Here is a 25,907-nt window from a genome sequence, read left to right on the forward strand (position 1 = left end):
CGCCGCCGCACACCTGGCCGGTACGTGTGGTGTGCCCGGGACGGGGTAGCCGCCCGTTGACCGACCGACAACGGAGGTGCTGGATGTCGCTGAGCCTCGGATTCCCACGGGCGCGCCATGAATTCGCCCGCCTGTGGACCCTTCCCGGGGTCTACGCCCCCCAAGAGGACACGTGCCTCCTCGCCGAAGCCGTGCGGGGCGAGGTCGCACCGGGCATGGACGTACTGGACGTCGGCACCGGCAGCGGCGCGCTCGCCCTGTACGCGGCGCGCCTGGGGGCCCGGGTGAGCGCGGTGGACATCTCCTGGCGCGCGGCGCTGACCGTACGGCTCAACGCCCTGCGCATGCGCCAGCCGGTCACCGTCCGGCGGGGGAGCGTGGCGGCCGCGCAGGCCCTCGGCCCCTTCGACCTGGTCGTCAGCAACCCGCCCTACGTACCCGCCCCCGACCCTCGCCTGCCCACCCGGGGGCCCGCCCGCGCCTGGGACGCGGGCCACGACGGGCGCGAGATCGTCGACCGGCTCTGCGCCACCGCCCCCGGCCTCCTCAAACCGCACGGCATCCTGCTGATGGTGCACTCGGCCCTGTGCGGGACCGACACGACGCTCCGCCGGCTGACCGCCGCCGGGATGCGCGCCGAGGTCGTGGACCGGGCCCGCATCCCCTTCGGCCCGGTGCTGCGCTCCCGGCTGCCGTGGCTGCGCCAGCGGGGCCTGCTGGGGCCGCAGGAGAGCACGGAGGAACTGGTCGTCATCCGGGCCGTCGCGCCCGGCGCCCCCGCACCCCGCGCCCGCCACCGGCACCTGAGGAGGATCCACCCGTGACGGCGAGCACCACCCGCCCCCGCACGTCCACCGCCCCCCGGCTCCCGTCACCCCGCGGACCCCTCTCGGCCGCGGTGGCCGCGGCCCTGCGCGACCCGGCCGCCCCGCTCCCGGACCCGGCCGCCGCCGGCGCCGCCGACCCGTACGGGGACGACCTGCAGCTGGCCCTGTACCTGCTCTACGAGCTGCACTACCGGGGCTTCGAGGCCGTGGAGGACACCCGCGAGTGGGACCCGCAGCTGCTGGCCCTGCGCCAAGGTCTGGAGCGGTGCTTCCTGACCGCCCTGCGCGCCGACTCCCCCGCCGGCCGCACCGTCGACCAGGCCTTCGGCGAGCTGCTGGTGGAGCCCGTCGACCACTCGGGCAGCGTCAGCGGGTACCTGGAGCACGACGGTGACCTGGGGCAGGTGCGCGAGTACGCCGCCCTGCGCTCCCTGTACCACCTCAAGGAGGCCGACCCCCACGTCTGGGTCGTCCCGCGGCTGCGCGGGCGGGCGAAAGCCGCCATGGTCGCCATCGAGTACGACGAGTTCGGCGCCGGGCACGCCGACCGCGTGCACGCCGAGCTCTTCGCCCGTCTGATGGCGGACCTGGGCCTGAACACCGACTACGGCCACTACCTCGACGCGGCGCCCGCCGAGGCCCTCGCGATCGTGAACATGATGTCCCTCTTCGGCCTGCACCGGGCGCTGCGCGGAGCGCTCGTGGGCCATTTCGGCTGCGTGGAGGTCACCTCCTCGCCCGGCTCGCGCCGGCTGGCGGCGGCGATGCGCCGCCTGGACGCCGGGCCCGCCGCCGAGCACTTCTACGCCGAGCACGTGGAGGCCGACGCCGTCCACGAGCAGCTCGTGCGCCGTGAGGTCATCGCCGGCCTGCTGGAGGACGAGCCCGGTCTGGAGGGCGACATCGCCTTCGGCGCCGACGCCACCGTGCTGCTGGAGGACCGCCTGGGGGCCCTGCTCCTGGACCGGTGGCGGCGGGGGGTGAGCGCGCTGCGGACACCCCTGTGACCGCCGGGCCCGCCGCCGCCCACCGCGTTAGGCTCGAACCATGTGCTGAAAGGGGTGCCCGCCGATGTGCCGCTGGCTCGCGTACTCGGGATCGCCGGTCCTGCTCGACACCGTCCTCTACCGACCCGAGCACTCGCTGATCAACCAGAGCCTGCATGCCCGGATGGGCGTCGAGACGACCAACGGGGACGGCTTCGGCATCGGCTGGTACAGCGAGCACGGCGACGGCACCCCTGCGGTGTTCCGTGACATCGGACCGGCCTGGAACGACCGGAACCTGCGCGAGCTGGCGGCCCACGTCAGCTCGCGGCTCTTCTTCGCCCACGTCCGCGCTTCCACCGGTTCCGCCATCCAGCAGACCAACTGCCATCCCTTCCGGCACGGCCGGTGGATGTGGATGCACAACGGGGCGATCACGGACTTCCACCGGCTCCAGCGGGACCTGTGCATGGCCGTCGACCCGGCGCTCTTCTCCTCCATCGAGGGCTCGACGGACTCCGAGGTCATGTTCTACCTGGCCGTCACCTTCGGCCTCGACCAGGACGTGCCGGGAGCGGTGGCCCGGATGGCCGGCCTCGTCGAACGCCTCGGGAAGGAGCACGGGGTCGACGACCCGCTCCAGATGACGGTCGCCGTCAGTGACGGGAAGAAGGTCTGGGCGTTCCGCTACTCGAGCCAGGGCCGGTCCCGTTCGCTGTTCTACAGCAGCAGGGCCGACACCGTGCGCGAGCTCTACCCGGAGCTGCCCTACCTGCGGAAGGTTTCCGACGAGACCCGCCTGGTGGTCTCCGAACCGCTCGGCGATCTGCCCGGCGTGTGGAACGAACTGCCCGAGGCGAGCTACGTCGTCCTCCCGACGGGCGACGAGGAGGAGGAGTACCTCCCCTTCATCCCCGAGCCCCCCTGACACCCCCTAGCCGTACCGCCGATTCGAGCAGCAGCGCGTGGACGAAGGCCTGGGGGAGGTTGCCCCTCGGCTCCTGCCGCCCGACGTCGAACTCCTCCGCGTACAGACCGGGCGGCCCGCAGGCCGAGCGGTTGCGCTCGAACCACCGCGCGGCCTCCACCGGCCGGCCCTGCTGGTGCTCGGCCAGCGCCATCAGGAACCCGCACAGCAGGAAGGCTCCCTCCGCGTCCTGTAGCGGCCGGTCGTCGTGCCGGAACCGGTAGAGGTAGTGGTCCCGGCCGAGTTCGGCGGCCACCGCCCGCACCGTCTCCCGGCTGCGCGGGTCGTCGGCCGGAAGGGCGCCGCGCAGCGCCGGGAGCAGCAGCGCCGCGTCACAGCCCGGGTCCTCGGGGGAGCGCTGCCAGCGGCCGCTCGGGTGCAGGCCCTCCGCGGCGGTCCGGGCCACGATGTGGTCGGCGAGGGCCGCCCAGCGGGCCGCCCGGCCCGCGCCGGCCGCGCAGTGCGCGGCGGCGGCGCGCAGGCCGGCGGCGCAGATGAGGCGGCTGTGGGTCCAATGCGCCTCCCGGAGTTCCCAGATCCCCGCGTCCGGCCGCACGTACCGCTCGGCGATCGCGTCCGCGGCGATCCGTACGGCCCGCCGGCCGTCGTCGTCCAGGGCGCCGTGCCGTGCGGCGGCCGCCAGGAGCAGCAGTGCCTCCCCGAACACGTCGAGCTGGAACTGCCGGTTGACCAGGTTGCCGACGACGTCGTACCCGCCGGGATAGCCCGGCAGGTCCAGCCGCCGGATGCCCGGGACCGGCCCGCCGACGGAGGTGTAGGCCGGCCGCAGCCGGGCGCCGTGCTCCAGCAGCCGGGCGGTCAGGAACCGCACGGTGTCGTCCAGCAGCGGACCGGGACCGGCTGCCGCCACCGCCTGCCCGACGTAGCAGAGGTCGCGGATCCACACGTACCGGTAGTCGTAGTTGCGGCCCTCTTCGGCCCCCTCGGGCAGGCTGGTGGTGACCGCGGCCACCGTGCCCCCGCCCGGGCCCGTCAGCCCGCGCAGCACGGTGTGGGCGAGGCGTGCGTCGCGGGCCCCCAGTACGCCGCCGGGGCCGTCAGGCACCCGCTCGCGCCAGTGGGCCTCGGTGGCCCGCCACAGCCGGTGGGCGGGTTCGGGCGGCCCGAGCGGCCGGTCCGAGCACTCCAGGACGAGATCGTGGACGCCGCCCTCCGCCAGCCGTAGCCGCGCGGCCAGCAGCGGCCGGTCGCCGCCCTCCTCGACCCGCGCCCCCGGCGCGCCCGACCAGCGCAGGTGGAGCCCGCCGGCCCGCGCAGTCCAGCTGCCGTCCTCCGCGCGCCGCAGTCCTCGTACGGGCGCGGCACCGAACTCCGCCGACAACTGGAGGGACACCGCCGCGTCGGCCGGTCCGTCCACCGCCCGCACCTGCCGCAGCACCACCGCGCGGTGCGGGTCGGCCGGGTAGGCCAGTGCCTGGCGGCATTCGGTGATGCCGGTCCGCCCCACCCAGCGGCCGCGCCAGATCAGTGAGCCCTCCTCGTAGCGGCCGCTGCCCACACCGGGCTCCTCCGGCGCGATCCGGTACCAGCCCGGGCCGCCGATCAGCGCCGCGAACACCGCGTCGCTGTCCCAGCGCGGCACGCACAGCCACACCAGGTCCCCGTCCGGGCCCACCAGGGCGCCGCGCTCACCGTCCGCGAGCAGGGCGTAGTCGCGCAGCGACCGGGGCGGCGGGGGATCGGAGCGCGGCACCACGGCGACTCGCCTCAGTCCGTCCGGTAGGCGGCTGCGCGGTCGGCTCGCAGGGTCAGACCGAGTCCGGGCGCCCCGTCCGCGCCGGGCCGCAGCACACCGCCGCGCGCCGCGAGGGTGCCCTCGAAGAGCAGCTCCTCGACCCGCACGTGGTCCCGGAACCACTCCAGGTGGCGCAGGTTCGGCACGGCGGCCGCCGCGTGGGCGTGCGCGTGCGGGGCGCAGTGCCCGGAGAGCTGGAGGCAGTGCGCCTCGGCGAGGGCCGCGGCCCGCAGCCAGCCCGTGATCCCGCCGCAGCGGGTGGCGTCCGCCTGGAGGCAGTCCACGACGGGCACCATCCGGGCGAAGTACGGCAGGTCGTAGCCGTACTCGCCGGCCGTCACGTCGGCGGTGACCCCGTCCCGTACGACGGCCAGGCCCGTCAGGTCGTCGGAGGAGACCGGCTCCTCGAACCAGGTCACCCCCAGCCCCGCCAGCACCCGCCCCACCCGGACGGCCTGCTTGCGGGTGTAGCCGCCGTTGGCGTCGACGTACAGTTCGGCGTCCTCGCCGACCGCCAGCCGCGCCTGCTCGACCCGGGCGAGGTCCCGGTCCTCGCAGGAGCCCCAGGACTCGCCGATCTTGATCTTGACGCGGGGGATCCCCTGCTCCCGCCAGCCGCCCAGCTCCTCCTCCAGGCGCTGTCGGTCGTACGTGGTGAAACCGCCGCTGCCGTACACCGGCACCTCCCGGCGGACCCGGCCCAGCAGCGCGGCCAGCGGCAGCCCCAGCAGGCGCGCCTTGAGGTCCCACAGCGCGATGTCCACAGCCGAGAGGGCGCCCGCGACCAGCCCGGGCCGACCGGCGTTGCGCACGGCGCGGCCCATCGCCTCGTGGGCGCCGGGCACGTCCAGCGCGCTGCGCCCGAGCACCGTCCCCCGCAACGGCTCGCGCACGACATCGGCGGCGGCCCCGGCCCCGTACGTCCAGCCCAGGCCCGTCACCCCCGCCGCGACCGCTTCGACCAGGATCATGGTGGTGGCGTCCCAGCGCAGCGTGCCGTCCGCCTCCGGACCGTCGGTCGGGACGGTCAGCACCCGCGCCTCCAGCCGCTCCACCGGGGCGTCCGCGCGTCCGTTCACCGCCGGCCTCCTTCCACCGGGAGCGGAGCGCGCAGCCCGCTCCGGGCGCCGGCGGCCAGCCGCGAGGCGGCCCGGTCGACCAGCGCCATGATGGTCAGCGCCGGGTTCGCCGAGCCCTGGGTGGGCAGCACGCTGCCGTCGGTGATCAGCAGGTTCGGGACGGCGAAGGAGCGCAGGTCGGCGTCCACGACGCCGTGCCGGGCGTCGCGGCCCATCCGGCAGCCGCCGACCAGGTGGGCGAACCGCTCGATGGTCATCACCTCCGTCGCGCCCGCCGCGCGCAGGAGCTCCTCCATCGTGGTGCGGGCGGCGCCCACGAGTGCCCGGTCGTTGTCGCAGAGGCTGTGCGAGAACTCGGCGACGGGCAGCCCATAGCGGTCCCGCTGCCCGCTGAGCGTCACCCGGTTGGTGGCCTGCGGCAGGAACTCGCAGAGCGCGCCGAGCGTGGCCCAGTGGATGTAGTCCTGCATGTAGCGGCGCAGGTCGCGGCCCCAGTGGCCCTGGGCGGCCACGTGCTCGGCCCAGGTGACGGGCATGGGGGAGACCGTCTGGACCGAGTAGCCGCGCCGGTAGGGGAGGCGGCGGTCGCTCTCGTAGAACTCCTCCGTGGAGACCTCGGGGGGCGGCGCCTTGTACGCGCGGATCTCCTCGGCGAAGCGGCCCGAGGTCTGTGGCGCCCCCTGGACCATGACGTACCGGCCGACCAGGTCGTGGTCGTTGCACAGCCCGTCGGGGAAGCGGCGGCTGGTGGAGTTCAGCAGCAGCCGGGGCGTTTCGATGGCGTACGCCGCGACCGCCACCGTACGGGCCCGCTGGAGGTGCTCGCGGCCGTCGCGCAGGTACCGCACCCCTGTGGCCAGGCGGCCGCCGTCGTCCGTCACCACGGCCGTCGCCATGCAGTGCGTACGGATCTCCGCGCCGTTGGCCAGCGCGTCCGGTACGTGCGTGATCAGGGTGGACGCCTTGGCATTGACCTTGCAGCCCTGGAGGCAGAAGCCGCGGTACACGCAGTGCGGGCGGTTGCCGAAGCGGCCGTTGGTGATCGCCACCGGGCCGACCCGGGCCTCGATGCCGAGGGCCGCCGCGCCGCGCAGGAAGACCTCGCCGTTGCCCCCGACGGGGTGCGGCGCGTGCGGGTAGGCGTGCGGGTCGCCCCACGGCCAGTACTGGCCCGCGACGGGCAGTTCCTGCTCGATCCGCTCGTAGGACGGGCGCAGGTCCTCGTAGGCCAGCGGCCAGTCGGCGCCGATCCCGTCGTCGGAGAGCATCGAGAAGTCGGACGGGTGCAGGCGCGGGACGAACCCCGCGAAGTGCACCGTGGAACCGCCCACGCCCCGGCCCGAGTTGTTGGAACCCAGGGGCACGGGGTCGGTCCCGGACAGCACCCGCGGCTCCGTCCAGTAGAGGTGGTGGGAGCCCGCCTCGTCACTGACCCAGTGCCGGTCCGGGTCCCAGAACGGGCCCGCCTCGAGGCACACCACCGACCAGCCCGCGCGTGCCATGCGCTGGGCCAGGGTGGCGCCGCCCGCCCCGCAGCCGACGATGACGAGATCGACCTCGTCGGCGTCCTCGAACCGGCGCATGTCGCGCACCAGGCGGGCGTCGAAGCGGGCGTCGCCGTCGGGCAGCAGCCAGGCCGAGGCGTTGCGTTCCCGTACCGCCCGCTGCGGGCCCGCGGTCAGCTTCAGGGTCTCCCGCAGGGCCCGGGCCCGGTCGGCGGCCGCGGCGCCCGGGCCCTGCGGCCCGCCGCGCCCCGTCACCGCGGCCGGCTCTCGCCGCCGGGCGCGGCCGGGTCCTCGGGCGCCTCGTCGGGGTGCTCCCACGGCTCGCGCAGGCCGACGCCGAGCCGGGAGTGCCCGCGGGGATACGCCGGGCCGGCGAAGCCGATCTCGTTCCAGGCCCAGGGATGGGCGTAGAAGGCAGTACAGGCGTAGCGCATCCACAGGTCCCACAAGTGCCCGGCCGGCATGCCGTGCCACTCCTTGCCGGGTGTCTCGTGCGCCGTCACCCGGATGCCGTCGATCAGTTCGTCCTGCCGCTGCGGCGGCAGCCCTGCGAAGGAGTCCGTCCAGTACCGCTCGGCGGCCGCCACGTCGAGCCCGCGCAGGGAGGTGCGCCAGGCATCGCCGTCCTCGGGCATGTCCCGGTGGTGCCAGCCGTCGGTCTGCCCCTCCGCCAGCCGGGAGTCGACCATCTGGAGCACCGGCACCTTCGGTACGCCGGGCGGGCCGTCCTGGGCGAGCAGCCGGTCGAAGAGCGCGGAGGCGGCCGCCTCCTCGGCCGGCGTGAAGAACCGCAGGTCGGGCTGGAGCGTGAGGCGCCCCGTCACGACGGCCCGGGTGGCACCGTCCCAGGTGTCCGCCTGGTCGAGCACGTCGAACCGGGGGAAGCGCCGGCCCGACTCGCCGGACGGCACCGTCCGGGACTGCGCCGACCCGTCCCGCGGCCCGGAGCGCCGCTCGCGCGGGCGCATCGTCACGGCTCCCGGCGCAGGACGGAGGCCAGCAGCCCCATGCCGCCGACCATGGTGACCAGCAGCGGTGCGAACAGCGGCGGGCCCGTCTCCACGTTGAAGCGGGCCATGGACCAGCCGCCGGGCTTGCGGGCGATGCCCCGTACGTGCAGGTACGTGCCCTGCAACCCGTTGGCGAAGATCGCCGCGGAGACCGCCGGGAGCACGGTGTGCGCCGCCCGGGGGCTGAAGAACCCGGCGATCCCCGCGGCCGCGCCGAGCGGCCCGAGTACGACCGGCCACCACATCATCCGGTTGCCGAAGCTCGCCCGGTCGTGCTCCAGATAGATCTCGGCCGCCGTCACCAGGGCGCCCCCGGAGGCGAGCAGCGACAGCGACCGCTCGAAACGGCCGTGCCGGATGTCCTGGAGGGTCGGCGCCATCGCGCCTCACTCCTTCCCGCTGCCGGGCAGGAACTCCTGGATCTTCGACTTGAGTCCCTGCTTGACCATGGAGCCGCGGTCGCTGTCGCCGTACAGCACCGAGGCAGCGGTGGCCTTGAACTGGTCCCAGGTCGCGTGCGGCGGAATCGGCGGCACCGCGGGGTCGGTGCGGAAATCGATCACGAACGGCCGGTCGGCCGCCAGGGCCTGCTGCCAGGCCGCGGTCACGCCCTCGGGCTCCTCGACCCGGACGCCGCCCAGCCCGATCCCGGTGGCGAAGTCGGCGTAACGCACGTCGGGCAGCTTCTGCGACTGCTCGAACTGCGGCATGCCCTCCATCGCCCGCATCTCCCAGGTGACCTGGTTGAGGTCCTGGTTGTTCAGCACGGCCACGATCAGGCGGGGGTCGGTCCACTCCCGGTAGTATTTGGCGATCGTGATCAGCTCCGCCATGCCGTTCATCTGCATCGCGCCGTCGCCGACGATCGCAATCGCCGGCCGCTCCGGGAAGGCGAACTTCGCCCCGATGACGTAGGGGACGCCCGGCCCCATCGTCGCCAGCGTCCCCGACAGGGAGCCGCGCATCGCACCGCGCATCCGCAGGTGGCGGGCGTACCAGTTCGCGGCCGAGCCGGAATCCGCCGCGAGGACCGCGTCGTCCGGCAGCAGCGGGTCCAGCGCGTGCACCACCAGCTCGGGGTTGACGGGATCGGCGGGCACCTGCGCCCGGCGCTCCATCACGTCCCACCACCGCTCGGTGGACTGCTCGATGCCGTCCCGCCAGCTCCGGTCGGTCTTGCGCTCCAGCAGCGGCAGCAGCCGCTTGAGGGTCTCCGTCGCGTCGCCGACGACGTTGACCTCGAACGGGTAGCGCAGACCCACCATCGAGGGGTCGACATCGATCTGCACCGCCCGCGCCTGCCCGAAGGCGGGCAGGAACTGGCTGTACGGGAAGCTGGAGCCGACCACCAGCAGGGTGTCGCAGTCGCGCATCATCTCGTACGAGGGCCTGGTACCCAGCAGCCCGATCGAGCCCGTGACCCACGGCAGGGTGTCCGGCAGTACGTCCTTGCCCAGCAGCGCCTTGGCGGCGCCCGCGCCCAGTACCTCGGCGACCGCCTCCACCTCCGCCCGCGCGTGCCGCGCACCCTGGCCGACGAGCATGGCGACCTTCTCGCCCGCGTTGAGGATCTCGGCGCACCGCTGCAGCTCCTCGTCGGCCGGCACCGGCGCGAAGCGGCCCAGGCCCTGGCTGGAGGGCACCATCTTGAACTCGTGCGTGGGCGCCTCGTACTCCAGGTCCTGCACGTCGGCCGGGAGGATCACCGCGGTGACCGTGCGCCGGGCCGCCGCCACCCGCATCGCCCGGTCCAGGACACCCGGCAGCTGCTGCGGAACCGTGACCATCTCGCAGAACTCCGAGGCCACGTCCTTGTAGAGGGCCAGCAGGTCCACTTCCTGCTGATAGGAGCCGCCCATCGCGGTCCGCGCGGTCTGCCCGACGATGGCCACCACCGGCACGTGGTCGAGCTTCGCGTCGTAGAGGCCGTTGAGCAGGTGGATGGCGCCCGGACCCGAGGTAGCGGCGCAGACGCCGGTGCGTCCGGAGAACTTCGCGTAGCCCACCGCTTGGAAGGCGGCCATCTCCTCGTGCCGGGCCTGGATGAAGCGCGGCTTGTCGCCGGCCCGGCCCCAGGCGCCGAGCAGGCCGTTGATGCCGTCCCCCGGGTAGGCGAAGACGTACTCCACGCCCCACTCGCGCAGCCGTTCCAGCAGATGATCCGAGACCTTCATCGCGCGGACTCCGTTCGCAACTTTGCGGCCCGGCCACGGGGCCGGGGGCGCGCTGCGCGCCCTGCTTCGCGGCTAACCCGCCACGGGCGGGACAAACCCCCCGGACGGGGGGTGCACGTGGGGCATCGGGGACGGCGGGGCGGGTAGCAGCCGAGGACCGGAGGTGCGTTCGCGGACCGTCAGCGCAGGCACGGGAGGTCAGGACATGGCAGGAAGCGCACTCGTCGTCATCGACATGATCAACCGGTACGAGCACGCCGACGCGGAACTGCTGCTGCCCTCCGCCCGCCGGGCCGTGCCCCGCATCCGGCTCCTCCTGGAGCGCGCCAGGCGCGGCGGCCTCACCCCGGTCCTCTACGTCAACGACAACTTCGGCCAGTGGCGCTCCGATCACGGCGAGATCCTGGAGACCGCCCTCGACGGCCCGCACGCCGACCTGGTGAAGCCGCTGCTGCCGGACGAGGACTCCCTCTTCGTGCTCAAGGCACGCCACTCGATCTTCTTCGAGACGCCGCTGGCCTACCTGCTCGGGCAGCTGGACGTCGACCACCTGGTGCTGTGCGGGCAGGCGACCGAACAGTGCGTGCTGTACTCCGCGCTGGACGCCCACATCCGCCACCTGGACGTCACCGTCGTACGGGACGCGGTGGCGCACCTGCACCGGGACCTCGCCGAGGCGGCCCTGCGGATGATGGAGACCAACATGTCCGCCCGGATCCGGTCCGCCGACGCTCCCGACCTGCCGCTCTGAGCGGGGCCGTCAACCGTCCTGGAGCCGGGCGCGGCAGAGCTGGAGCAGGTCCGCCCCCGTCAGCGCCGCCAGCGAGCCGACCGCGAACCGGGTGAGGGCGGGCGCGAACACGTACCCGGCGCCGAACCCCGTGCCGACCCACAAGCTCAGGCAGAACGGGCAGGTCAGCAGCTCGCCGACGGCATGCCGGCCCCCCGACCCCCGGACGTCCTCCACCAGCTCGGCCGGACCCGAAGTGCCCTTGTAGCGGGCGAAGGGGGCCCGTAGCGGACTGGTGACGGGATCCTTGGCGAGGGTGTGCGACACCCAGTGCGTGGCGCCGCAGAGCAGCAGCACGTCGTACGGGGACAGCCTGGGCACCGGCCTGCGCGCGGCCCGGGCCGCCGCCACGAGCCCCGCGACGCCCGCGCCGTACACCCCCGTGAGGGCGAGGTACCCCTTGAGCGGCCGCTCCTCGTCGCCCGCGTAGGCCCGCTCCTCGCGGTCCGCGCGGCGCCGGGCACCGCTCACTGCTCGGGTGAGGTCCATAGAAGACTCCAGACTTCTCCGTGGCCGGACGTGGTGTCCGTCGGCGCCTACCCGGACCGGGCCCGCCCACGCCCCCCCGCCCGCGGGTATGCCTGACCAGGTGACTGCCGGTCCCCCTACGGGCGCGCCGACCGGTCCCGGGCGCCGGGCCCGGCACAGTGGCCCCTGATGCCGACCACGCGGACAGGAGGTGCCCCCGGGTGCTGGGATCACGGCGCAGGACTCGGCCGCGGGACCGGGCGCGCCGCGCGGCGGTGCGCGGCGCCCACCGGGCCGACGCCCGGCTGCCCCTGGCGGAACTGGCACGCGGGACGCTGCGCAAGGTGTTCCCCGACCACTGGTCGTTCCTGCTCGGGGAGCTCGCCCTGTACAGCTTCCTCGTCCTGCTGCTGACCGGCGTCTACCTCAGCTTCTTCTTCGAGCCGTCGATGACCGAGAGCGCCTACCGGGGCTCCTACGCACCCCTGTACGGGGTACGGATGTCCCGGGCCTACCTCTCCACCCTCCGGATCAGCTTCGACGTGCGCGGCGGACTGCTGATCCGCCAGACCCACCACTGGGCGGCGATCCTCTTCCTCGCCGCGATCGGCTCCCACATGCTGCGCGTGTTCCTCACCGGCGCTTTCCGCCGCCCGCGCGAAGCCAACTGGGTCGTCGGGGTCACCCTGTTCCTGCTCTCCCTGCTGGAAGGCTTCTGCGGCTACTCGCTCCCCGACGACCTGCTCTCCGGCACCGGACTGCGCATCGCCCAGGGCATCGTGCTCTCCGTCCCGGTGGCCGGCACGTACCTGGGCATGTTCGTCTTCGGCGGCCAGTTCCCGGGCCACGACCTCGTGCCGCGGCTCTACCCGGTCCACATCCTGCTGGTCCCGGGCCTGCTGCTGGGCCTGATCACACTGCACCTCCTGTTGGTCGTCACCCTCAAGCACACCCAGTGGCCCGGCCCCGGCAGGACCGGCCGCAACGTCGTCGGCCTGCCCTTCTTCCCCCAGTACCTCGCCAAGTCCGGCGGCCTCTTCTTCATGGTCTTCGGCCTGCTGGCGGCCCTCGGCGCGCTGGCGCAGGTCAACCCGGTCTGGGCGTACGGCCCCTACCGCCCCGACATCGTCTCCACCGGCTCCCAGCCCGACTGGTACGTCGGGTTCCTGGAGGGAGCGCTGCGCCTGATGCCCGGCGTGGAGACCCGGCTGTGGGGGCACACCGTGTCGTGGAACCCGCTGCTGACCGGGGTGGTCCTGCCCGGGCTGCTCTTCGCCGTCCTGTACGCCTACCCCTACTTCGAGCGCTGGGTCACCGGCCCGACGGGCGAACGGCACCTGTGCGACCGGCCGCGCAACCGGCCCGTCCGGACCGGGCTGGGCGTGGCGGCCCTGTCCTGTTACGCCGTACTGCTCATCGCCGGTGGCCAGGACGTGATCGCCTTCGTCTTCGACGTCCCCGTCTCGGGCGTGACCTGGGTGCTGCGCGCCGGCTTCTTCGCCGTGCCGGCGGGCGCCTTCTGGCTGACCAAGCGGCTCTGCCTGGCCCTGCAGGCCCGTGACCGGGACCTGCTGACCGAGGGTGAGGAGACCGGCCTGGTGCGCCAGGGCCCGGAAGGCGGCTTCCACCCTGAGCACGCGGTCCCGCCCCGCTCCGTCCGCCGCGCCGTACTCGTACGGGACCTGCCCCGGCCCCTGGAGCCCGCCGGCCCGGTGCCGGGCGGAGCGGCGCGGCGGCTCGCGCAGCGCACGCGCACGGCGCTCAGCGCCTGGTACTACCGCGACCGGATCCCCTTTCCGGAGACGGCCGAGCAGCGCCACCGGATCGCGGCGGCCCTCGCCGGCCCGGACCAGGAGCCGCTGCCCCCGCGGCACGGCTGACCGGCCCCTATTCCGGGTGGCCCAGCTCCTGGAAGGCGAACCCGAGCACCCCCGGCAGCAGCACGCCGAAGCCGATCAGGCACAGCCACAGGCCCTCGACCACGCCGAGACCGATCAGCGCGCTGCCCGCGGCCGTCAGGACCGGGGCGAAGCTGCGGGCGGGGAAGTAGAGCCGCCGCCCGGCGGTGTCCAGCACCTCGGCCGTCCCGCGGTCCTCCGGGCGTTCGCCGCCCCGTGCCCGCTGCCGCCACAGGAAGGCGGCGACCAGGGCCGACATCACGAAGGACACGCACAGCGCGGCGCGTCCCGCCGGATCGGGGGAGAACCAGCCGTAGACGGCGGTCGTCACCGCGAAGAACGCGGCCGTACCGGTGAAGAGCCAGGCCTCAGCCTTCACGGCGCACCTCCGGGTGGTGCAGGTCGAAGGCGGGCGACTCCGAGCGGATCCGGGGCAGCGCGTGGAAGTTGTGCCGCGGCGGCGGACATCCGGTCGCCCACTCCAGCGAACGCCCCCAGCCCCACGGGTCGTCCACCCCGACCGGCGTGCCGTGGCGCCGCGTCTTCCACACGTTGTAGAGGAAGGGCAGCGTGGACAGGCCCAGCAGGAAGGCCCCCGCACTGGAGAGCGAGTTGAGCACGGTGAAACCGTCGCTCGCGAGGTAGTCCGCGTACCGGCGCGGCATACCCGCCTCGCCCAGCCAGTGCTGGACCAGGAACGTCGTCTGGAACCCGGTGAAGAGGGTCCAGAAATGGATCTTTCCGAGCCGCTCGTCCAGCATCAGCCCGGTGAACTTGGGCCACCAGAAGTAGAAGCCGGCGAAGGTGGCGAAGACGATCGTCCCGAAGAGCACGTAGTGCAGATGGGCGACGACGAAGTAGCTGTCCGTCAGGTGGAAGTCCAGCGGCGGCGAGGCGACCAGCACCCCCGACAGGCCGCCGAGCAGGAAGGTGACGAGGAAACCGATGGACCACAGCATCGGGGTCTCGAAGGACAGCGATCCGTGCCACATCGTCCCGATCCAGTTGAAGAACTTCACGCCAGTCGGGACGGCGATCAGGAAGGACAGCAGGGAGAAGAAGGGCAGCAGCACCGCGCCGGTCGCGAACATGTGGTGCGCCCACACCGTCGCCGACAGTCCCGTGATGGCGATGGTGGCCCCGATCAGGGCCCGGTAGCCGAACATCGGCTTCCTGCTGAACACCGGGACGATCTCGCTGATCACCCCGAAGAACGGCAGGGCCACGATGTACACCTCCGGATGCCCGAAGAACCAGAAGAGGTGCTGCCACAGCAGGGAGCCCCCGTTCGCCGGGTCGAAGACGTGGGCGCCGAACTTCCGGTCGGCCTCCAGGGCCAGCAGCGTCGCGGTCAGCACGGGGAAGGCCAGCAGCGCCAGGATCGAGGTGAACAGCACGTTCCAGGTGAAGATCGGCATCCGGAACAGCGTCATCCCCGGCGCCCGCAGGCACACGATGGTCGCGATGAAGTTCACCGACCCTAGGATCGTGCTCAGCCCGGCCACCGCCAGCCCCATGACCCACAGGTCCGGCCCGGTGCCGGGGGAGTGCGCGGCGCCGTTCAGCGGCGCGTACGCGAACCAGCCGAAGGCGGCCGGCCCGTCCGCCGTCAGGAACCCGCCCAGCACCATCAGGCCGCCGAACAGGTACACCCAGTAGGTGAAGGCGTTCATCCGGGGGAAGGCCACGTCGGGCGAGCCGATCTGCAACGGCATCAGCGCGTTGGCGAAGCCGGTGAAGGTCGGCGTCGCGAACAGCAGCATCATGATGGTGCCGTGGATGGTGAACGCTTCGTTGTACTGCTGGTTCGACAGGAACTGCATTCCCGGACGGGCGAGTTCGGCCCGCATCGCCATCGCCAGCAGACCCGCGAGGAGGAAGAACCCGAACGCCGTGACGAGGTAGAGGCTGCCGATCACCTTGTGGTCGGTGGTCGACAGCCAGCGCAGCACGGTCGTGCCGTGACGGGTCCGCCGCTCGGTGCCGGCTGACGGCCGGTCATCCGGGGGTGCCGCATCCGGTGCGCGGTCCACCGACGTCATCCGTCCTCCAGGAGCCTCGCGGCACCGGGGGCCCGCGGCCCCCGTGCCGTACGTCTGCCCTACAGGCCGACGGGCCGTCAGGACCGGCGGCGCGCCCGAATCGGCGCCCCGTGTCGCCCGAGCAGGCTGCCGCCGGCCGCCTTTACGGCGGGTTTACGGCCGGACGCGCAGGGCAGACGCCGGGGCATGGCTGATCTTGTGGAACAGGGGACCGTCACCACGAAGGTCCCCGCGCGACTGGACCGGCTCCCCTGGTCCCGATGGCACTGGATGATCGTGATCGGGCTGGGAACCGTATGGATCCTGGACGGTCTGGAAGTCACCATCGTCGGCAACATCGCCAGCCGGCTCTCCGAGCAGGGCAGCGGGCTCGACATCACGGACGCCCAAGTCACCGGCACGGCCGCCGCCCTGTACGTGGCCGGCGCCTGCGCCGGGGCGCTGGTCTTCGGGCGGCTGACCGACCTGTTCGGTCGCAAGAGGCTCTTCCTCATCACGCTCGCCCTCTACTTGGCGGCGACCGCCCTGACCGCGCTCTCCTTCTCCGCCTGGTGGTTCTTCGTCTTCCGGTTCCTCACCGGATTCGGCATCGGCGGCGAGTACGCGGCGATCAACTCTGCGATCGACGAGCTGATCCCCAGCAAGTACCGGGGCCGCGTCGACCTCATCATCAACGGCAGCTTCTGGCTCGGCGCGGTCGCCGGGGCACTGCTGTCCGTCCTCGCCCTCGACACCGACCTCTTCCCGGCCTGGCTGGGCTGGCGGCTGACCTTCGCGCTGGGCGTGGTCCTGGGCCTGGTGATCCTCCTGGTGCGCCGACACGTACCCGAGAGCCCGCGCTGGATGTTCATCCACGGCAAGGCGGCCGAGGCGGAGGAGCTCGTCACCGAGGTCGAACATCGCGTGGAGGAGGAGAAGGGCCGGCCGCTGCCGGAGCCAGGCGACGCCATCACCGTCACCCAGCGGCGCAGCACCGGCTTCGGCGAGATCGCCAAGACGGTCTTCCGGGACTATCCCCGCCGGGCCGTCCTCGGACTGTCGCTCTTCATCGGCCAGGCCTTCCTCTACAACGCGATCACCTTCGGGTTCGGCAGCATCCTGGTCCGGTTCTTCGACGTCCCGTCCGGCAACACCGGTTACTACTTCGCGGTCATCGCCTTCGGCAACTTCCTCGGACCGCTGCTGCTGGGCCGGCTCTTCGACACCGCCGGCCGCCGCCCGATGATCGCCGGTACGTACATCCTCTCGGGGCTGCTGCTCTTCGGGACGGCGTGGCTCTTCGGCGCCGGCCGGCTGAGCGCGGTGACCATGACCGCCTGCTGGTGCGTGGTGCTGTTCTTCGCCTCCGCGGGCGCCAGCTCGGCCTACCTGACCGTCAGCGAGATCTTTCCGATGGAGACCAGGGCGATGGCGATCGCCTTCTTCTACGCCGTCGGCACGGCGGCCGGCGGCATCTCGGGCCCGCTGCTCTTCGCCGAGCTGACCTCCAGCGGCGTGGTGAGCGACGCGGTGATCGCGTTCTGCGTGGGTGCCTCCCTGATGGTGGCGGCCGGGGTGGTGGCGGTCTTCTTCGCCGTCGCCGCCGAGGGCCGCTCGCTGGAGCAGATCGCCACCCCGCTGTCGGCCCGGGCCGCCCAGCCCGCCCCGGCCGCCCGCCCGGCGGGCGGCTGAACCCCTGCCCCGCCCCGGCCCCCGGAAGCCGCCGTACGGCCCCGGGGGCCGAGTCGCGTACGAAACCATGCGGAAACCGCCCGGACCGGGTCTACTCGGAACGTCGGAACCACAGCGTGAAGTGGATTGGAGACCGGGACCCCGGGCAAGCGGAGGGACGCGTCGACCGCACCTGGTGACGCGCGCACGAGACGGAAAGCCGAGGTGAACCGCATGGACCGGGCCACTGAGCCACCACGGACCGGCCGGGAGCCACAGGACCGGCAGCCGGCCGCCCAACGGCCGGATACACCGGGCCACGACCCGAAGACCCCGCAGCCCGAGGGCCCGGGGCCGGCCCCCGGCCCCGGCGCGGTCCCGCGCGACCCGCGGCCCGCCGAGCCGGGGAAGACACCGCCGGACCCCGGTCCCGCGGCGCCGTCGCCCGCCGAACAGCCTCCGGCGCAGGAACCACCCGACTAGTTGCGCTGGGTGGTGTGCCGTTGGCGCACCCACATCGGGAGTGCGAACCAGCACAGCAGGTACCAGGCCAGCACCCCCGACACCAGCCACGGGACGAGCGCGTCGTGCGTCGCCACCCGCAGGATGAGGAGCAGGGCCGTGCACAGGGTCATCAGGAGCAGCACGATGCCCGTCATCGTCAGCCGCGATGCCCAGGTCACCGCCTCCGGCTTGATGCGGCGGCGGAAGACGATGCGGTGGAAGGCGACGGGGCCGATCAGGGCCCCGGTCGCCAGCGAGCCGAGGATGACGGTGACCAAGTAGATCGTCCGGTCCGTCTGGGCGAGTCGCTGGAAGACGGGGGTGAAGGCCACGGTCAGGAGGAAGCCGAAGAGGATCTGCACACCCGTCTGGGCCACGCGGATCTCCTGCACCAATTCGCCCCACTGGCGGTCCGCCCGCTCTTCGGGACTCTCGTGGCGGCCGTCGTCCCGGCGGCCGTCGCGGGGGTCCCGCGCACCGCGGTCGGCCTCGCCCCCGGCGTCACTGGTCGGCATGGGTCCTCCTCGGGGAACGGAAGGTGCCTCCCGGCGCCGCGAGGGCGCTCGGGAGGCACGGGAAGAGCTGGAGGAAAGGAGTCAGTCCTTGAGGGTGTCCTTGATCTTCTCCTTGGCCTGCCGGGCATCGCCCTTGGCCTGCTCGGCGCGGCCCTCCGCGGTCAGCCGTTCGTTTCCGACGGCCCGCCCCGCGGCTTCCTTGACCTTGCCCTTGGCCTGCTCGCCCTTGGACTTCGCCTTCTCGTCACCAGCCATGGCTCTCACTCCATCCGAAAGGGAAATGCGGACCTTGAAGCGTCTGACCACGAACGGCCGCCGCAAACGCGGAGGGGCGGAATTCATGCCGCGGTCCACGGGTAGCCGACGGACATGATCACCGTCGGGGTCGAGGAAGAGTACGTCCTGCTGGACCCGCACACCCACCTGCCGATGCCCCTGGTCGAAGAGGTGCGCGCCGCGGCCGGCCTCGGGTCGTTCGTGGACGAGGGAGAAGTACAGGACGAACTCCTCCAGGCCCAGATCGAGGTCGCCACGCCCATCTGCACGGACCTCGGGGAAGTGGGCGGCCACCTGCTGCGCCTGCGGCACGCCGTGGCGTCCGCGGCGGAGGCCAAGGGCTGCCGGGTCGCGATGTCCGCCACCGCGCCCCTCAAGGAGGGCACGCCCCCCGCCGTCACCCAGAAACCGCGCTACCTGCGGATGCACGAGGAGGCCCGGCGGCTGGTCGACGAGCAGCTGATCTGCGGCATGCACGTGCACGTCGCGGTCCCGAGCCGGGAGATGGGGGTCGCCGTGCTCAACCGGATCCGCGTCTGGCTGCCCACCCTGCTCGCCATGTCGGGGAACTCGCCGCTGTGGGACGGGAAGGACACCGGCTTCGCCAGCTGGCGCACCATCGTCTTCGGACGCTGGCCCGTCAGCGGACCGCCGCCCTTCTTCGACGGCCTCGGGGACTACGAGAAGCGCATCGCGGCGCTGCTGGAGTCGGGGGTCATCGGTGACCGGGGCCAGCTCTACTGGCAGGCACGGCTGTCGGACCGCTACCCGACGATCGAGGTGCGCTGCCTGGACGTCCAGCTGGAGGCGGACGACGCCGTGCTGTTCACCGGCATCGTGCGGGCGCTCGTCGCCACCGCGATCGCCGAGGAGAACGCGGGAGCCCCACCACCCGTGTGCGCGTACGAACTGCTGCAGGCCTCGAACTGGCACGCCGCCCGGCACGGCCTGAACGGCACCCTCGTGGACCCGCGCGGGCAGCGGCACAGCGCGGGCGACGTGCTGTGCCAGTTGACCGGGTACATCGCCCCCGCCCTGGAGGAGTCCGGGGACCAGCGGGAGGTCGGCGCGCTCGTGCACCGGCTGCTGCGCGAGGGCACCCCGGCCGACCGCCAGCGCCGCGCGCTCGCCGAGGGCGGTATGGCCGCGCTCGCCGACCTGATCACGGCCTCGGGCCCGGCCGGCTGACGGCCCGGACCACGCACGCGCGAGGGGCCCCGGACGCCGGTCCGGGGCCCCTCGCGCACACGTGGCGGTCAGCTCTCGCGGGCCGCCCGCTCCGCCTGCTTCTCCTTGATCCGGACCGCTTCCTTGCGGACCTCCGCCTGCGTGGCGCGCTCCTTCTGCAGCCACTCCGGCGCCTCGTCCTTGAGCGCCTCGATTTGCTCGGTGGTGAGCGCCTCGGTGACCCCGCCGCGGGCGAGACCGGCGATCGAGATGCCCAGCTTGGCCGCGACCACGGGCCGGGGGTGCGGGCCGTTGCGTCGCAGCTCCTGCAGCCAGGCGGGGGGATCGGCCTGGAGCGCGTTCAGCTCGGTGCGCGAGACGACACCCTCCTGGAACTCGGCGGGTGTGGCCTCTAGGTACACACCCAGCTTCTTCGCCGCGGTCGCGGGCTTCATGGTCTGGGCGGTCTTGTGCGACGTCATGTCCCCAGGGTATCGAGCATGTGCGCTACCTCTGACCACGGCCGGTAATCTGGCCGGGTGACAGGCTCGGAAGTACCTCCCCAGTTCCGGCTCGCCTACGTTCCAGGGGTGACGCCCACCAAATGGGTGCGGATCTGGAACGAGCGGCTGCCCGACGTCCCGCTGACCCTCGTCCCCGTCTCCCCGGTCGAGGCGCCCGGCGTACTGCGGGCGGGCGGCGCCGACGCGGGCTTCGTCCGGCTGCCGATCGACCGTACGGAACTCAGCGCGATCCCCCTGTACACCGAGACCACCGTGGTGGTGGTCCCGAAGGACCACCTCGTCGCCGCGGTGGAGGAGGTCTCCACCGGGGACCTCGCCGACGAGATCGTGCTCCACCCGCTGGACGACACCCTGGAGTGGGAGAGCCTGCCGGGCCGGCCCGCGATCGAGCGCCCCGAGACGACGGCGGACGCCATCGAGCTGGTCGCCGCCGGGGTGGGCGTGCTCGTCGTCCCCCAGTCGCTCGCCCGGCTGCACCACCGCCGGGACCTCACCTACCGGCCGGTCACGGGCGCGCCCGAATCCCGCGTCGCGCTGTCGTGGCCAGAGGAGGAGACCACCGACCTGGTGGAGGAGTTCATCGGGATCGTCCGCGGCCGTACGGTCAACAGCACGCGGGGACGCAAGCCGAGCCCGGCGCAGACCCCCGCGCAGCCGAAGGGCAAGCGCCCCGACAAGGCGGCCGGCGCGGCCCGCAAGCCGGCCCCCGGCAAGAACCCGCGCGGCGGCTCCGGCGGCGCCCGGGGCGCCAAGAGCACCGGCCGCGGCAAGCCCCGCCGGGGGCGCCAGTAATTCGAGCAGGTGTTCGGGCCGGGGAGTACGCTGGAGCCATGCACGCGCTCCAGGGGTCCCTCTTCGACCAGACCGACGAGATCCGGCTCGGCCCGCCCCGCGGGCTGCGCCGCACCGACCTGGGGGCCGGCGCCTGGGTGGACCACCTGCCCGGCTGGCTGACCGGTTCCGACGCGCTGTTCGAACGGCTCGCCGCCGATGTGCCCTGGCAGGCCGAGCGGCGCCGGATGTACGAACGCGAGGTCGCCGTTCCCCGGCTGCTGTCCTACTACCGGGCCGGGGACGAGCTGCCGCACCCCGTCCTCACCGAGGCCCGCACGGCGCTGAGCCGGCACTACGCCGACGAGCTCGGCGAGCCCTTCGTCACCGCCGGACTGTGCCTCTACCGTGACGGCCGCGACAGCGTCGCCTGGCACGGCGACCGCACCGGCCGCTCCGCCACCGAGGACACCATGGTCGCCATCCTCTCCGTGGGCGACCCGCGCGACCTGGCGATCCGCCCCCGCGACGGCGGTCCCACGCTGCTGCGCCTGCCGCTGGGCCACGGCGACCTGGTGGTGATGGGCGGCTCCTGCCAGCGCACCATGGAACACGCGGTGCCCAAGTCCACGAGGGCCGTCGGACCCCGCATCAGCATCCAGTTCCGTACCCGGGGCGTCGGCTGACCCGAGGCGGCCCGCCGGGACCGAGCGCCCGAGGGCGGCCGGCTGAGGGGTCCGGCCGGCTGGCGGCCGGTCCCCGGCTGGTGTCCGCTGGAGGGGTGAGCCCCCTGCCCGTGCGCCGGTGGTGGACCGGTCCGCCGCCCGCCGCCGGCGCCGCCGTGATGGCCTCCGGCATCATTTCCGTCGGCCTGGGCCTGACCGGCCACGACCTGCTCTCCCTCGCCGCGCTCGCCGTCACCGCCGCGCTGTGGCTGGCCCTCGCGGCCGGCTTCGCCGCGCGGCTGACCGGCGACCGGGGGCGGCTGCGGGCCGAGGCGGACACCCCGGCCGCCCTCACCGCCGTGGCCGCCACCGCCGTGCTCGGCGCCCGGCTCTCGCAGCTCGGCTGGCAGGTGGCGGCCGCCGCCTTGCTGGCCCTGGCGGCGGCGCTCTGGCCCGGGCTGCTGTACGCGGTCATCCGGCACTCACCCCGGCGACGGCTGCCGGGCGCCGCCTTCCTCGTCTGCGTGGCCACCCAGGCGCCGGCCGTCCTCGCGGCGGAGCTGTCCGCCGCCTGCCACCAGGACTGGCTCGGCCGGGCCGCCCTGGCCCTCTTCGGCCTCGGGCTGCTGCTGTACGGCACCGCCCTCGCCCGCTTCGACCTGCGCGAGGTGACGGCGGGCGCCGGCGACCACTGGGTGGCCGGCGGGGCGCTGTCCATCAGCGCCCTCGCGGGATCGAAGCTCACCGCGTCACCCCTTTCGACGGCCGCCGGGCACACCGTGCTGCGGACGCTCACGCTGGTCCTGCTCTGCTCCTCGCTCGCCTGGTACGCCGTGCTCCTCGCGGCCGAACTGCGCAGCCCCCGCCCCCGCTACGACGTGCGCCGCTGGTCCACCGTCTTCCCCCTCGGGATGACGGCCACCGCCTGCCTTTCCGCCGCCGTGCCCACCGGCGCCGGCTGGCTCAGGCCCGTGGGCGAGGTGCTCCTGTGGGTCGCCGTGGCCGCCTGGGCGCTGACCTTCGCGGCGTTCCTCGGCGCCCGCCTGCGCGAGAACCCGGAAACCACGTAGCGGGCGCACCGGCTTCCCACTACCGTCCCGGCATGGCGTACACATTCCAGATCACCGTCGACTCGAACGCCCCCCACTCCCTCGCCGACTGGTGGGCCGACGCCCTCGGCTGGGAAGTCGAGCCCAGCGACGAGGAGTTCATCCGCCGTATGATCGCGGAGGGCCAGGCCCACCAGGACGACACCACCCTCCACCACGGCACGCTCGTCTGGAAGGCGGGAGCCGCCATCCGTCACCCGGACGGCCCGGAACGGGCGCCCCGGATCCTCTTCCAGCTCGTGCCGGAGGCCAAGACGGTCAAGAACCGCGTCCACCTCGACGTCCGCACCGGCGCCGACGACCCGCGGACCGTGGTGGAGCGCCTCATCGCCAAGGGGGCCACGCGCCTCCACGAAAGCCACCAGGGCCCCTTCGCCTGGACCACCCTCACCGACCCGCAGGGCAACGAACTCTGCGTCTCCCACTGACGCCCGGCGCCCGCCGCCCGGCGCCGAAGGCGTGCCCTGCGACCAGTCATAATTGAGTATCGGGCCACCCTCCCGCACGTGAGAATGAACCATCTCAAACCGGGAGGACCCCATGAGCCAGGCTTTCCTGACTCTGCATGACCTGCTGCCCGCACCGGAACTGAAGGCGGCGATCGACGCCGGCCACGTGACCCGCAAGGCGCACCCGCAACTGCCGCTGTCGATCTACACCTACACCCGCACGGCCCAGTACGAGCGGGTCTGGAACCAGGTCACCACGCGCTGCCGGGGCCTCGTCGCCGACGACGCCACCGGGCGGATCGTCGCCCTGCCGTTGCCGAAGTTCTTCAACGTGGCCGAGCACGAGTCGGGTCAGCCCTACGCGGCCGCCCTGCCCGACGAGCCGTTCGAGGTGTACGACAAGGTCGACGGCAGCCTCGGGGTCGTGTTCCACTACGCCGGCGCCTGGCGGGTCGCCTCCAAGGGCTCCTTCATCAGCGAGCAGGCCACCTGGGCGCAGCGCCGTCTCGACGGCCGCGACACCGCGCACCTCGTCCCGGGCGTCACCTACCTCGCCGAGATCCTGTACCCGCAGAACCGGATCGTCGTGGACTACGGCGACCGCCGCGACCTGGTCCTCCTCGCCGCCTTCGGCCAGGACGGCACGGAGCTGCCGCTCGCCGAAGCGGCCGGGCACTGGCGGGAGATCGGCTCGGTCGTCACCGTGTGGCCGGCGATGACGCTCGCCCGGCTCCTCGCGCTCACCGAGACCAACACCCTGCCGGGCGGTGCCCCGGCCACCGGCACCGACGCCGAGGGCTTCGTGCTGCGCTTCGCCTCGGGCGTCCGGGTCAAAGCCAAGATCGCCGAATACGTACGCCTGCACAAGGTGCTCACCGGCGTCACCGAGCGCGACGTCTGGCGCGGCCACGGCATCCAGCGCTTCGCCGGCCTGCCCGCCAAGCAGATCGCGCAGGGCCTGGGTTGCAGCGTCGCCGACGTCGAGGCCTCGGGCGGGAAGCCGCTCGACGCGCTGCTGGAGCAGGTGCCCGACGAGTTCGACGCGTGGGTGCGCGGGGTCATCGCCGGGCTGGAGGAAGCCGCCGCGCTGCGCGAGCGGGGCATCGACGAGGCCTTCGGGGCGCTGGCCCACCTGGCCGCCGACCGCGGCGCCTTCGCGCGGGCGGTGCGAGCGTTGCCCGACGGCCGGATGCGTGCCGCGCTGTTTCTGCGCCTGGACGGCAAGCAGACCGAGCTCGTCACCTGGCGCGCCGTCCGGCCGGAATCGGCCGATCCCTTCACCACCGACGAGGAGAACTGAACCCCGTGTCCGCAGAACCGGCCGCCCCCGACACCGCCCCGGCGGCCCCCGCAGCCCCCACCCGCCCCGTCGTGCACGTCATGACCGGCCTGCCCGCCTCGGGCAAGACCACCGCCGCCCGGGCGCTCCAGGCGGCGTCCGGCGGCCGGCTGCGCCGGGTGAACCTCGATGACCTGCGGATCATGCTCGACGGCGGCGGCCACGGGCGCGGCCTCTCGTACGCGCACGAACAGACCGCGCTGGACGTCCAGGACGCGGCGGTGCGGGCCGCCGTGGCGGGCGGGTTCGACGTCGTCGTCGACAACACCCACCTCACCCCGCACATCCCCAAGCGCCTCAAGGCCGCCGTCGCCGGGCTCGCCGCCTTCGTCGTCCACGACTTCACGGACGTGCCCGTCGATGAGTGCGTGCGCCGCGACGCCGCACGGGAGCGGCCGGTGGGCGAGGAGATCATCCGGATCCTGGCCGGCAAACACGCCAAGTCCCGCAAGGGCGGGTGGAAGCTGACCGCCGAGTGGCTGGGCGACGAGCCTCCGGTCGAGCCGTACGTCCCCGATCCCGCGCTGCCCGCCGCGGTGATGTGCGACATCGACGGCACGCTGGCGCTGACCGGCGACCGCGGACCGTACGACTTCACCCGCTGCGGACTGGACCTGCTGAACGAGCCGGTACGGCGCGCCCTGGACGCCTTCCGGCGCGCCGACGGGGACGTGGTGGTGCTGCTCTCCGGGCGGAGCGAGGAACACCGCCCGCAGACCGAGGAGTGGCTGGAGCGGCACGCGGTCCCGTACGACGAGCTGTGGATGCGGGCGGCCGGCGACCAGCGCCGCGACGACGTGGTGAAGGCGGGCCTGTTCGACGCGCACGTGCGCCACCGGTACGCGGTCCGCGTCTCGCTCGACGACCGGGACCGCGTCGTGGCCGTCTGGCGCCGGATGGGCCTGCCGACCTGGCAGGTCAACTACGGCGACTTCTGAGCCGGTCTGCGACAGTCGTACCTGTGGAAGTACTGATCGTGGACGCCGCGAACGTCGTCGGATCCGTCCCGGACGGCTGGTGGCGCGACCGGCGCGGCGCGGCCGAGCGGCTGCGCGACCGGCTCGCGCGGCGGGAGGCGGGCGAGGAGATCGTCCTCGTGGTGGAAGGCGCCGCCAAGGGCGTCGAATCCGTGCCCGGCGTACGGGTGGACGCGGCCTCCGGCAGCGGCGACGACCGGATCGTGGAGCTGGTGGCCGCCTACGCGGAGCGCGGTGACGCCGCCGCCCTGGTCGTGGTCACGGCGGACCGGGAGCTGCGCGAGCGGGTGCGCGCGTACGGGGCGCGGTGCGCGGGGCCGCGCAGCGTCCACCCTGGTGACTGACGACGGCCGGGAGGCCGGCCCCCCGACCCGGCGCCGGCCGCCCGGCGGCCCCGGCGGCGGGTCCGCCGCCCCGCCCCCGGGTCCGCGGCCCCACCGCCCCCGGGGGCGGGTGTTC

General features: G+C 73.5%; 26 protein-coding genes. 14 read left to right on the top strand and 12 right to left on the bottom strand.

The features are described from left to right. The first annotated feature begins 83 nt into the window (after positions 1-83). The 3 genes from ACWGH1_RS28190 (at position 84) to ACWGH1_RS28200 (ending at position 2,741) form a co-directional block, all read left to right on the top strand. Positions 84-824 carry a HemK2/MTQ2 family protein methyltransferase gene (locus ACWGH1_RS28190; RefSeq protein WP_453353802.1) on the top strand — a complete coding sequence of 247 codons (741 nt, stop codon included), beginning with the start codon at positions 84-86 and terminating at the stop codon, positions 822-824. After that, positions 821-1,834 (top strand): iron-containing redox enzyme family protein, encoded by a 1,014-nt coding sequence (locus ACWGH1_RS28195; RefSeq protein ID WP_453353803.1) that lies wholly within the window; start codon positions 821-823, stop codon positions 1,832-1,834. The genes ACWGH1_RS28190 and ACWGH1_RS28195 overlap by 4 nt, the downstream gene beginning before the upstream one ends. Before the next feature lie 64 nt (positions 1,835-1,898). Then, a complete protein-coding gene (locus tag ACWGH1_RS28200; protein WP_453353804.1) occupies positions 1,899-2,741 on the top strand; it encodes a class II glutamine amidotransferase in 843 nt (280 codons plus the stop codon). Here the strand turns inward: ACWGH1_RS28200 and ACWGH1_RS28205 are convergent. Genes ACWGH1_RS28205 through ACWGH1_RS28230 form a run of 6 tightly spaced genes read right to left on the bottom strand, consistent with a single transcriptional unit; the run spans position 2,722 to position 10,304 of the window. After that, positions 2,722-4,497, bottom strand: coding sequence for a glycoside hydrolase family 15 protein (locus tag ACWGH1_RS28205; RefSeq protein ID WP_453409115.1), 1,776 nt, complete (start codon positions 4,495-4,497; stop codon positions 2,722-2,724). The genes ACWGH1_RS28200 and ACWGH1_RS28205 overlap by 20 nt on opposite strands. A gap of 11 nt (positions 4,498-4,508) precedes the next feature. Then, complete coding sequence (locus ACWGH1_RS28210) at positions 4,509-5,615, bottom strand: enolase C-terminal domain-like protein (protein ID WP_453356570.1); 1,107 nt, start codon at positions 5,613-5,615, stop codon at positions 4,509-4,511. After that, a complete protein-coding gene (locus tag ACWGH1_RS28215) occupies positions 5,612-7,375 on the bottom strand; it encodes a GMC family oxidoreductase (protein WP_453409116.1) in 1,764 nt (587 codons plus the stop codon). Before ACWGH1_RS28215 ends, ACWGH1_RS28210 begins: the two co-directional genes overlap by 4 nt. Further along, positions 7,372-8,088, bottom strand: a complete 717-nt coding sequence (locus ACWGH1_RS28220) for a gluconate 2-dehydrogenase subunit 3 family protein (protein ID WP_453357570.1) — start codon at positions 8,086-8,088, stop codon at positions 7,372-7,374. The genes ACWGH1_RS28215 and ACWGH1_RS28220 overlap by 4 nt, the downstream gene beginning before the upstream one ends. Positions 8,089-8,090: 2 nt before the next feature. Further along, positions 8,091-8,510: a hypothetical protein gene (locus ACWGH1_RS28225; protein ID WP_453357569.1), complete on the bottom strand. Its 420-nt coding sequence runs from the start codon at positions 8,508-8,510 to the stop codon at positions 8,091-8,093. Between the two features lie 6 nt (positions 8,511-8,516). After that, the gene (locus ACWGH1_RS28230; protein ID WP_453409117.1) at positions 8,517-10,304 is read right to left on the bottom strand and encodes a thiamine pyrophosphate-requiring protein; all 1,788 of its coding nucleotides are present in this window, start codon (positions 10,302-10,304) and stop codon (positions 8,517-8,519) included. Positions 10,305-10,509: 205 nt separating this feature from the next. On the opposite strand from ACWGH1_RS28230, the gene ACWGH1_RS28235 reads away from it, so the two are divergent. Next, positions 10,510-11,055, top strand: a complete 546-nt coding sequence (locus ACWGH1_RS28235) for a cysteine hydrolase family protein (RefSeq protein WP_453355362.1) — start codon at positions 10,510-10,512, stop codon at positions 11,053-11,055. Between the two features lie 9 nt (positions 11,056-11,064). On the opposite strand, the gene ACWGH1_RS28240 is transcribed toward ACWGH1_RS28235, so the two are convergent. After that, the gene (locus ACWGH1_RS28240) at positions 11,065-11,583 is read right to left on the bottom strand and encodes a DUF1360 domain-containing protein (protein ID WP_453355363.1); all 519 of its coding nucleotides are present in this window, start codon (positions 11,581-11,583) and stop codon (positions 11,065-11,067) included. Between the two features lie 200 nt (positions 11,584-11,783). On the opposite strand from ACWGH1_RS28240, the gene qcrB reads away from it, so the two are divergent. Next, positions 11,784-13,442 (top strand): cytochrome bc1 complex cytochrome b subunit, encoded by a 1,659-nt coding sequence (qcrB, locus tag ACWGH1_RS28245; RefSeq protein ID WP_453355364.1) that lies wholly within the window; start codon positions 11,784-11,786, stop codon positions 13,440-13,442. 7 nt (positions 13,443-13,449) lie between these two features. Here the strand turns inward: qcrB and ctaF are convergent, their stop codons facing one another. Beyond that, positions 13,450-13,839 carry an aa3-type cytochrome oxidase subunit IV gene (ctaF, locus tag ACWGH1_RS28250; RefSeq protein ID WP_453355365.1) on the bottom strand — a complete coding sequence of 130 codons (390 nt, stop codon included), beginning with the start codon at positions 13,837-13,839 and terminating at the stop codon, positions 13,450-13,452. Beyond that, the gene (gene ctaD / locus ACWGH1_RS28255) at positions 13,829-15,502 is read right to left on the bottom strand and encodes an aa3-type cytochrome oxidase subunit I (protein WP_453355366.1); all 1,674 of its coding nucleotides are present in this window, start codon (positions 15,500-15,502) and stop codon (positions 13,829-13,831) included. Before ctaD ends, ctaF begins: the two co-directional genes overlap by 11 nt. 186 nt (positions 15,503-15,688) lie before the next feature. On the opposite strand from ctaD, the gene ACWGH1_RS28260 reads away from it, so the two are divergent. Continuing rightward, on the top strand, positions 15,689-17,173 hold the full coding sequence (locus ACWGH1_RS28260) for an MFS transporter (protein ID WP_453357696.1): 1,485 nt from the start codon (positions 15,689-15,691) through the stop codon (positions 17,171-17,173). A 458-nt stretch (positions 17,174-17,631) separates the two neighbouring features. Here the strand turns inward: ACWGH1_RS28260 and ACWGH1_RS28265 are convergent, their stop codons facing one another. Both ACWGH1_RS28265 and ACWGH1_RS28270 read right to left on the bottom strand, forming a co-directional pair. Further along, positions 17,632-18,171, bottom strand: a complete 540-nt coding sequence (locus ACWGH1_RS28265) for a DUF6328 family protein (protein ID WP_453357363.1) — start codon at positions 18,169-18,171, stop codon at positions 17,632-17,634. An 81-nt stretch (positions 18,172-18,252) separates the two neighbouring features. After that, positions 18,253-18,426 (bottom strand): CsbD family protein, encoded by a 174-nt coding sequence (locus tag ACWGH1_RS28270; protein WP_453357364.1) that lies wholly within the window; start codon positions 18,424-18,426, stop codon positions 18,253-18,255. A gap of 114 nt (positions 18,427-18,540) precedes the next feature. Between ACWGH1_RS28270 and ACWGH1_RS28275 the strand changes: the two genes are divergently transcribed. Beyond that, a complete protein-coding gene (locus tag ACWGH1_RS28275; RefSeq protein WP_453357365.1) occupies positions 18,541-19,635 on the top strand; it encodes a carboxylate-amine ligase in 1,095 nt (364 codons plus the stop codon). Between the two features lie 68 nt (positions 19,636-19,703). Here the strand turns inward: ACWGH1_RS28275 and ACWGH1_RS28280 are convergent, their stop codons facing one another. Beyond that, entirely contained in the window at positions 19,704-20,096 is a 393-nt protein-coding gene (locus tag ACWGH1_RS28280) for a DUF5997 family protein (protein ID WP_453357791.1), read from the bottom strand. 57 nt (positions 20,097-20,153) lie between these two features. On the opposite strand from ACWGH1_RS28280, the gene ACWGH1_RS28285 reads away from it, so the two are divergent. The 7 genes from ACWGH1_RS28285 to ACWGH1_RS28315 all read left to right on the top strand — a co-directional run bounded on the left by ACWGH1_RS28285 (position 20,154) and on the right by ACWGH1_RS28315 (position 25,792). Next, positions 20,154-20,930, top strand: coding sequence for a LysR substrate-binding domain-containing protein (locus ACWGH1_RS28285; protein ID WP_453357792.1), 777 nt, complete (start codon positions 20,154-20,156; stop codon positions 20,928-20,930). Positions 20,931-20,968: 38 nt separating this feature from the next. Continuing rightward, positions 20,969-21,595, top strand: a complete 627-nt coding sequence (locus ACWGH1_RS28290) for an alpha-ketoglutarate-dependent dioxygenase AlkB (protein ID WP_453409118.1) — start codon at positions 20,969-20,971, stop codon at positions 21,593-21,595. Positions 21,596-21,690: 95 nt separating this feature from the next. Beyond that, complete coding sequence (locus ACWGH1_RS28295; RefSeq protein WP_453409119.1) at positions 21,691-22,644, top strand: tellurite resistance/C4-dicarboxylate transporter family protein; 954 nt, start codon at positions 21,691-21,693, stop codon at positions 22,642-22,644. Between the two features lie 32 nt (positions 22,645-22,676). Next, complete coding sequence (locus ACWGH1_RS28300) at positions 22,677-23,111, top strand: VOC family protein (protein WP_453356519.1); 435 nt, start codon at positions 22,677-22,679, stop codon at positions 23,109-23,111. 112 nt (positions 23,112-23,223) lie between these two features. Further along, positions 23,224-24,432: an RNA ligase gene (locus ACWGH1_RS28305; RefSeq protein WP_453356518.1), complete on the top strand. Its 1,209-nt coding sequence runs from the start codon at positions 23,224-23,226 to the stop codon at positions 24,430-24,432. 5 nt (positions 24,433-24,437) lie between these two features. Continuing rightward, positions 24,438-25,409: a phosphatase domain-containing protein gene (locus tag ACWGH1_RS28310; protein ID WP_453409120.1), complete on the top strand. Its 972-nt coding sequence runs from the start codon at positions 24,438-24,440 to the stop codon at positions 25,407-25,409. A gap of 23 nt (positions 25,410-25,432) precedes the next feature. Beyond that, complete coding sequence (locus ACWGH1_RS28315; RefSeq protein ID WP_453409121.1) at positions 25,433-25,792, top strand: NTP pyrophosphohydrolase; 360 nt, start codon at positions 25,433-25,435, stop codon at positions 25,790-25,792. Positions 25,793-25,907 lie beyond the last annotated feature (115 nt).

This window comes from Streptomyces sp. NPDC054883 (assembly GCF_053610645.1).

Coding starts and splice junctions, on each gene's coding strand:
- ACWGH1_RS28190 (WP_453353802.1), top strand. CDS start 84: ATGTCGCTGAGCCTCGGATTCCCACGGGCGCGCCATGAATTCGCCCGC.
- ACWGH1_RS28200 (WP_453353804.1), top strand. CDS start 1,899: ATGTGCCGCTGGCTCGCGTACTCGGGATCGCCGGTCCTGCTCGACACC.
- ACWGH1_RS28220 (WP_453357570.1), bottom strand. CDS start 8,088: ATGCGCCCGCGCGAGCGGCGCTCCGGGCCGCGGGACGGGTCGGCGCAG.
- ACWGH1_RS28225 (WP_453357569.1), bottom strand. CDS start 8,510: ATGGCGCCGACCCTCCAGGACATCCGGCACGGCCGTTTCGAGCGGTCG.
- ACWGH1_RS28230 (WP_453409117.1), bottom strand. CDS start 10,304: ATGAAGGTCTCGGATCATCTGCTGGAACGGCTGCGCGAGTGGGGCGTG.
- ACWGH1_RS28235 (WP_453355362.1), top strand. CDS start 10,510: ATGGCAGGAAGCGCACTCGTCGTCATCGACATGATCAACCGGTACGAG.
- ACWGH1_RS28240 (WP_453355363.1), bottom strand. CDS start 11,583: ATGGACCTCACCCGAGCAGTGAGCGGTGCCCGGCGCCGCGCGGACCGC.
- ctaD (WP_453355366.1), bottom strand. CDS start 15,502: ATGACGTCGGTGGACCGCGCACCGGATGCGGCACCCCCGGATGACCGG.
- ACWGH1_RS28260 (WP_453357696.1), top strand. CDS start 15,689: ATGGCTGATCTTGTGGAACAGGGGACCGTCACCACGAAGGTCCCCGCG.
- ACWGH1_RS28265 (WP_453357363.1), bottom strand. CDS start 18,171: ATGCCGACCAGTGACGCCGGGGGCGAGGCCGACCGCGGTGCGCGGGAC.
- ACWGH1_RS28270 (WP_453357364.1), bottom strand. CDS start 18,426: ATGGCTGGTGACGAGAAGGCGAAGTCCAAGGGCGAGCAGGCCAAGGGC.
- ACWGH1_RS28275 (WP_453357365.1), top strand. CDS start 18,541: ATGATCACCGTCGGGGTCGAGGAAGAGTACGTCCTGCTGGACCCGCAC.
- ACWGH1_RS28280 (WP_453357791.1), bottom strand. CDS start 20,096: ATGACGTCGCACAAGACCGCCCAGACCATGAAGCCCGCGACCGCGGCG.
- ACWGH1_RS28290 (WP_453409118.1), top strand. CDS start 20,969: ATGCACGCGCTCCAGGGGTCCCTCTTCGACCAGACCGACGAGATCCGG.
- ACWGH1_RS28300 (WP_453356519.1), top strand. CDS start 22,677: ATGGCGTACACATTCCAGATCACCGTCGACTCGAACGCCCCCCACTCC.
- ACWGH1_RS28305 (WP_453356518.1), top strand. CDS start 23,224: ATGAGCCAGGCTTTCCTGACTCTGCATGACCTGCTGCCCGCACCGGAA.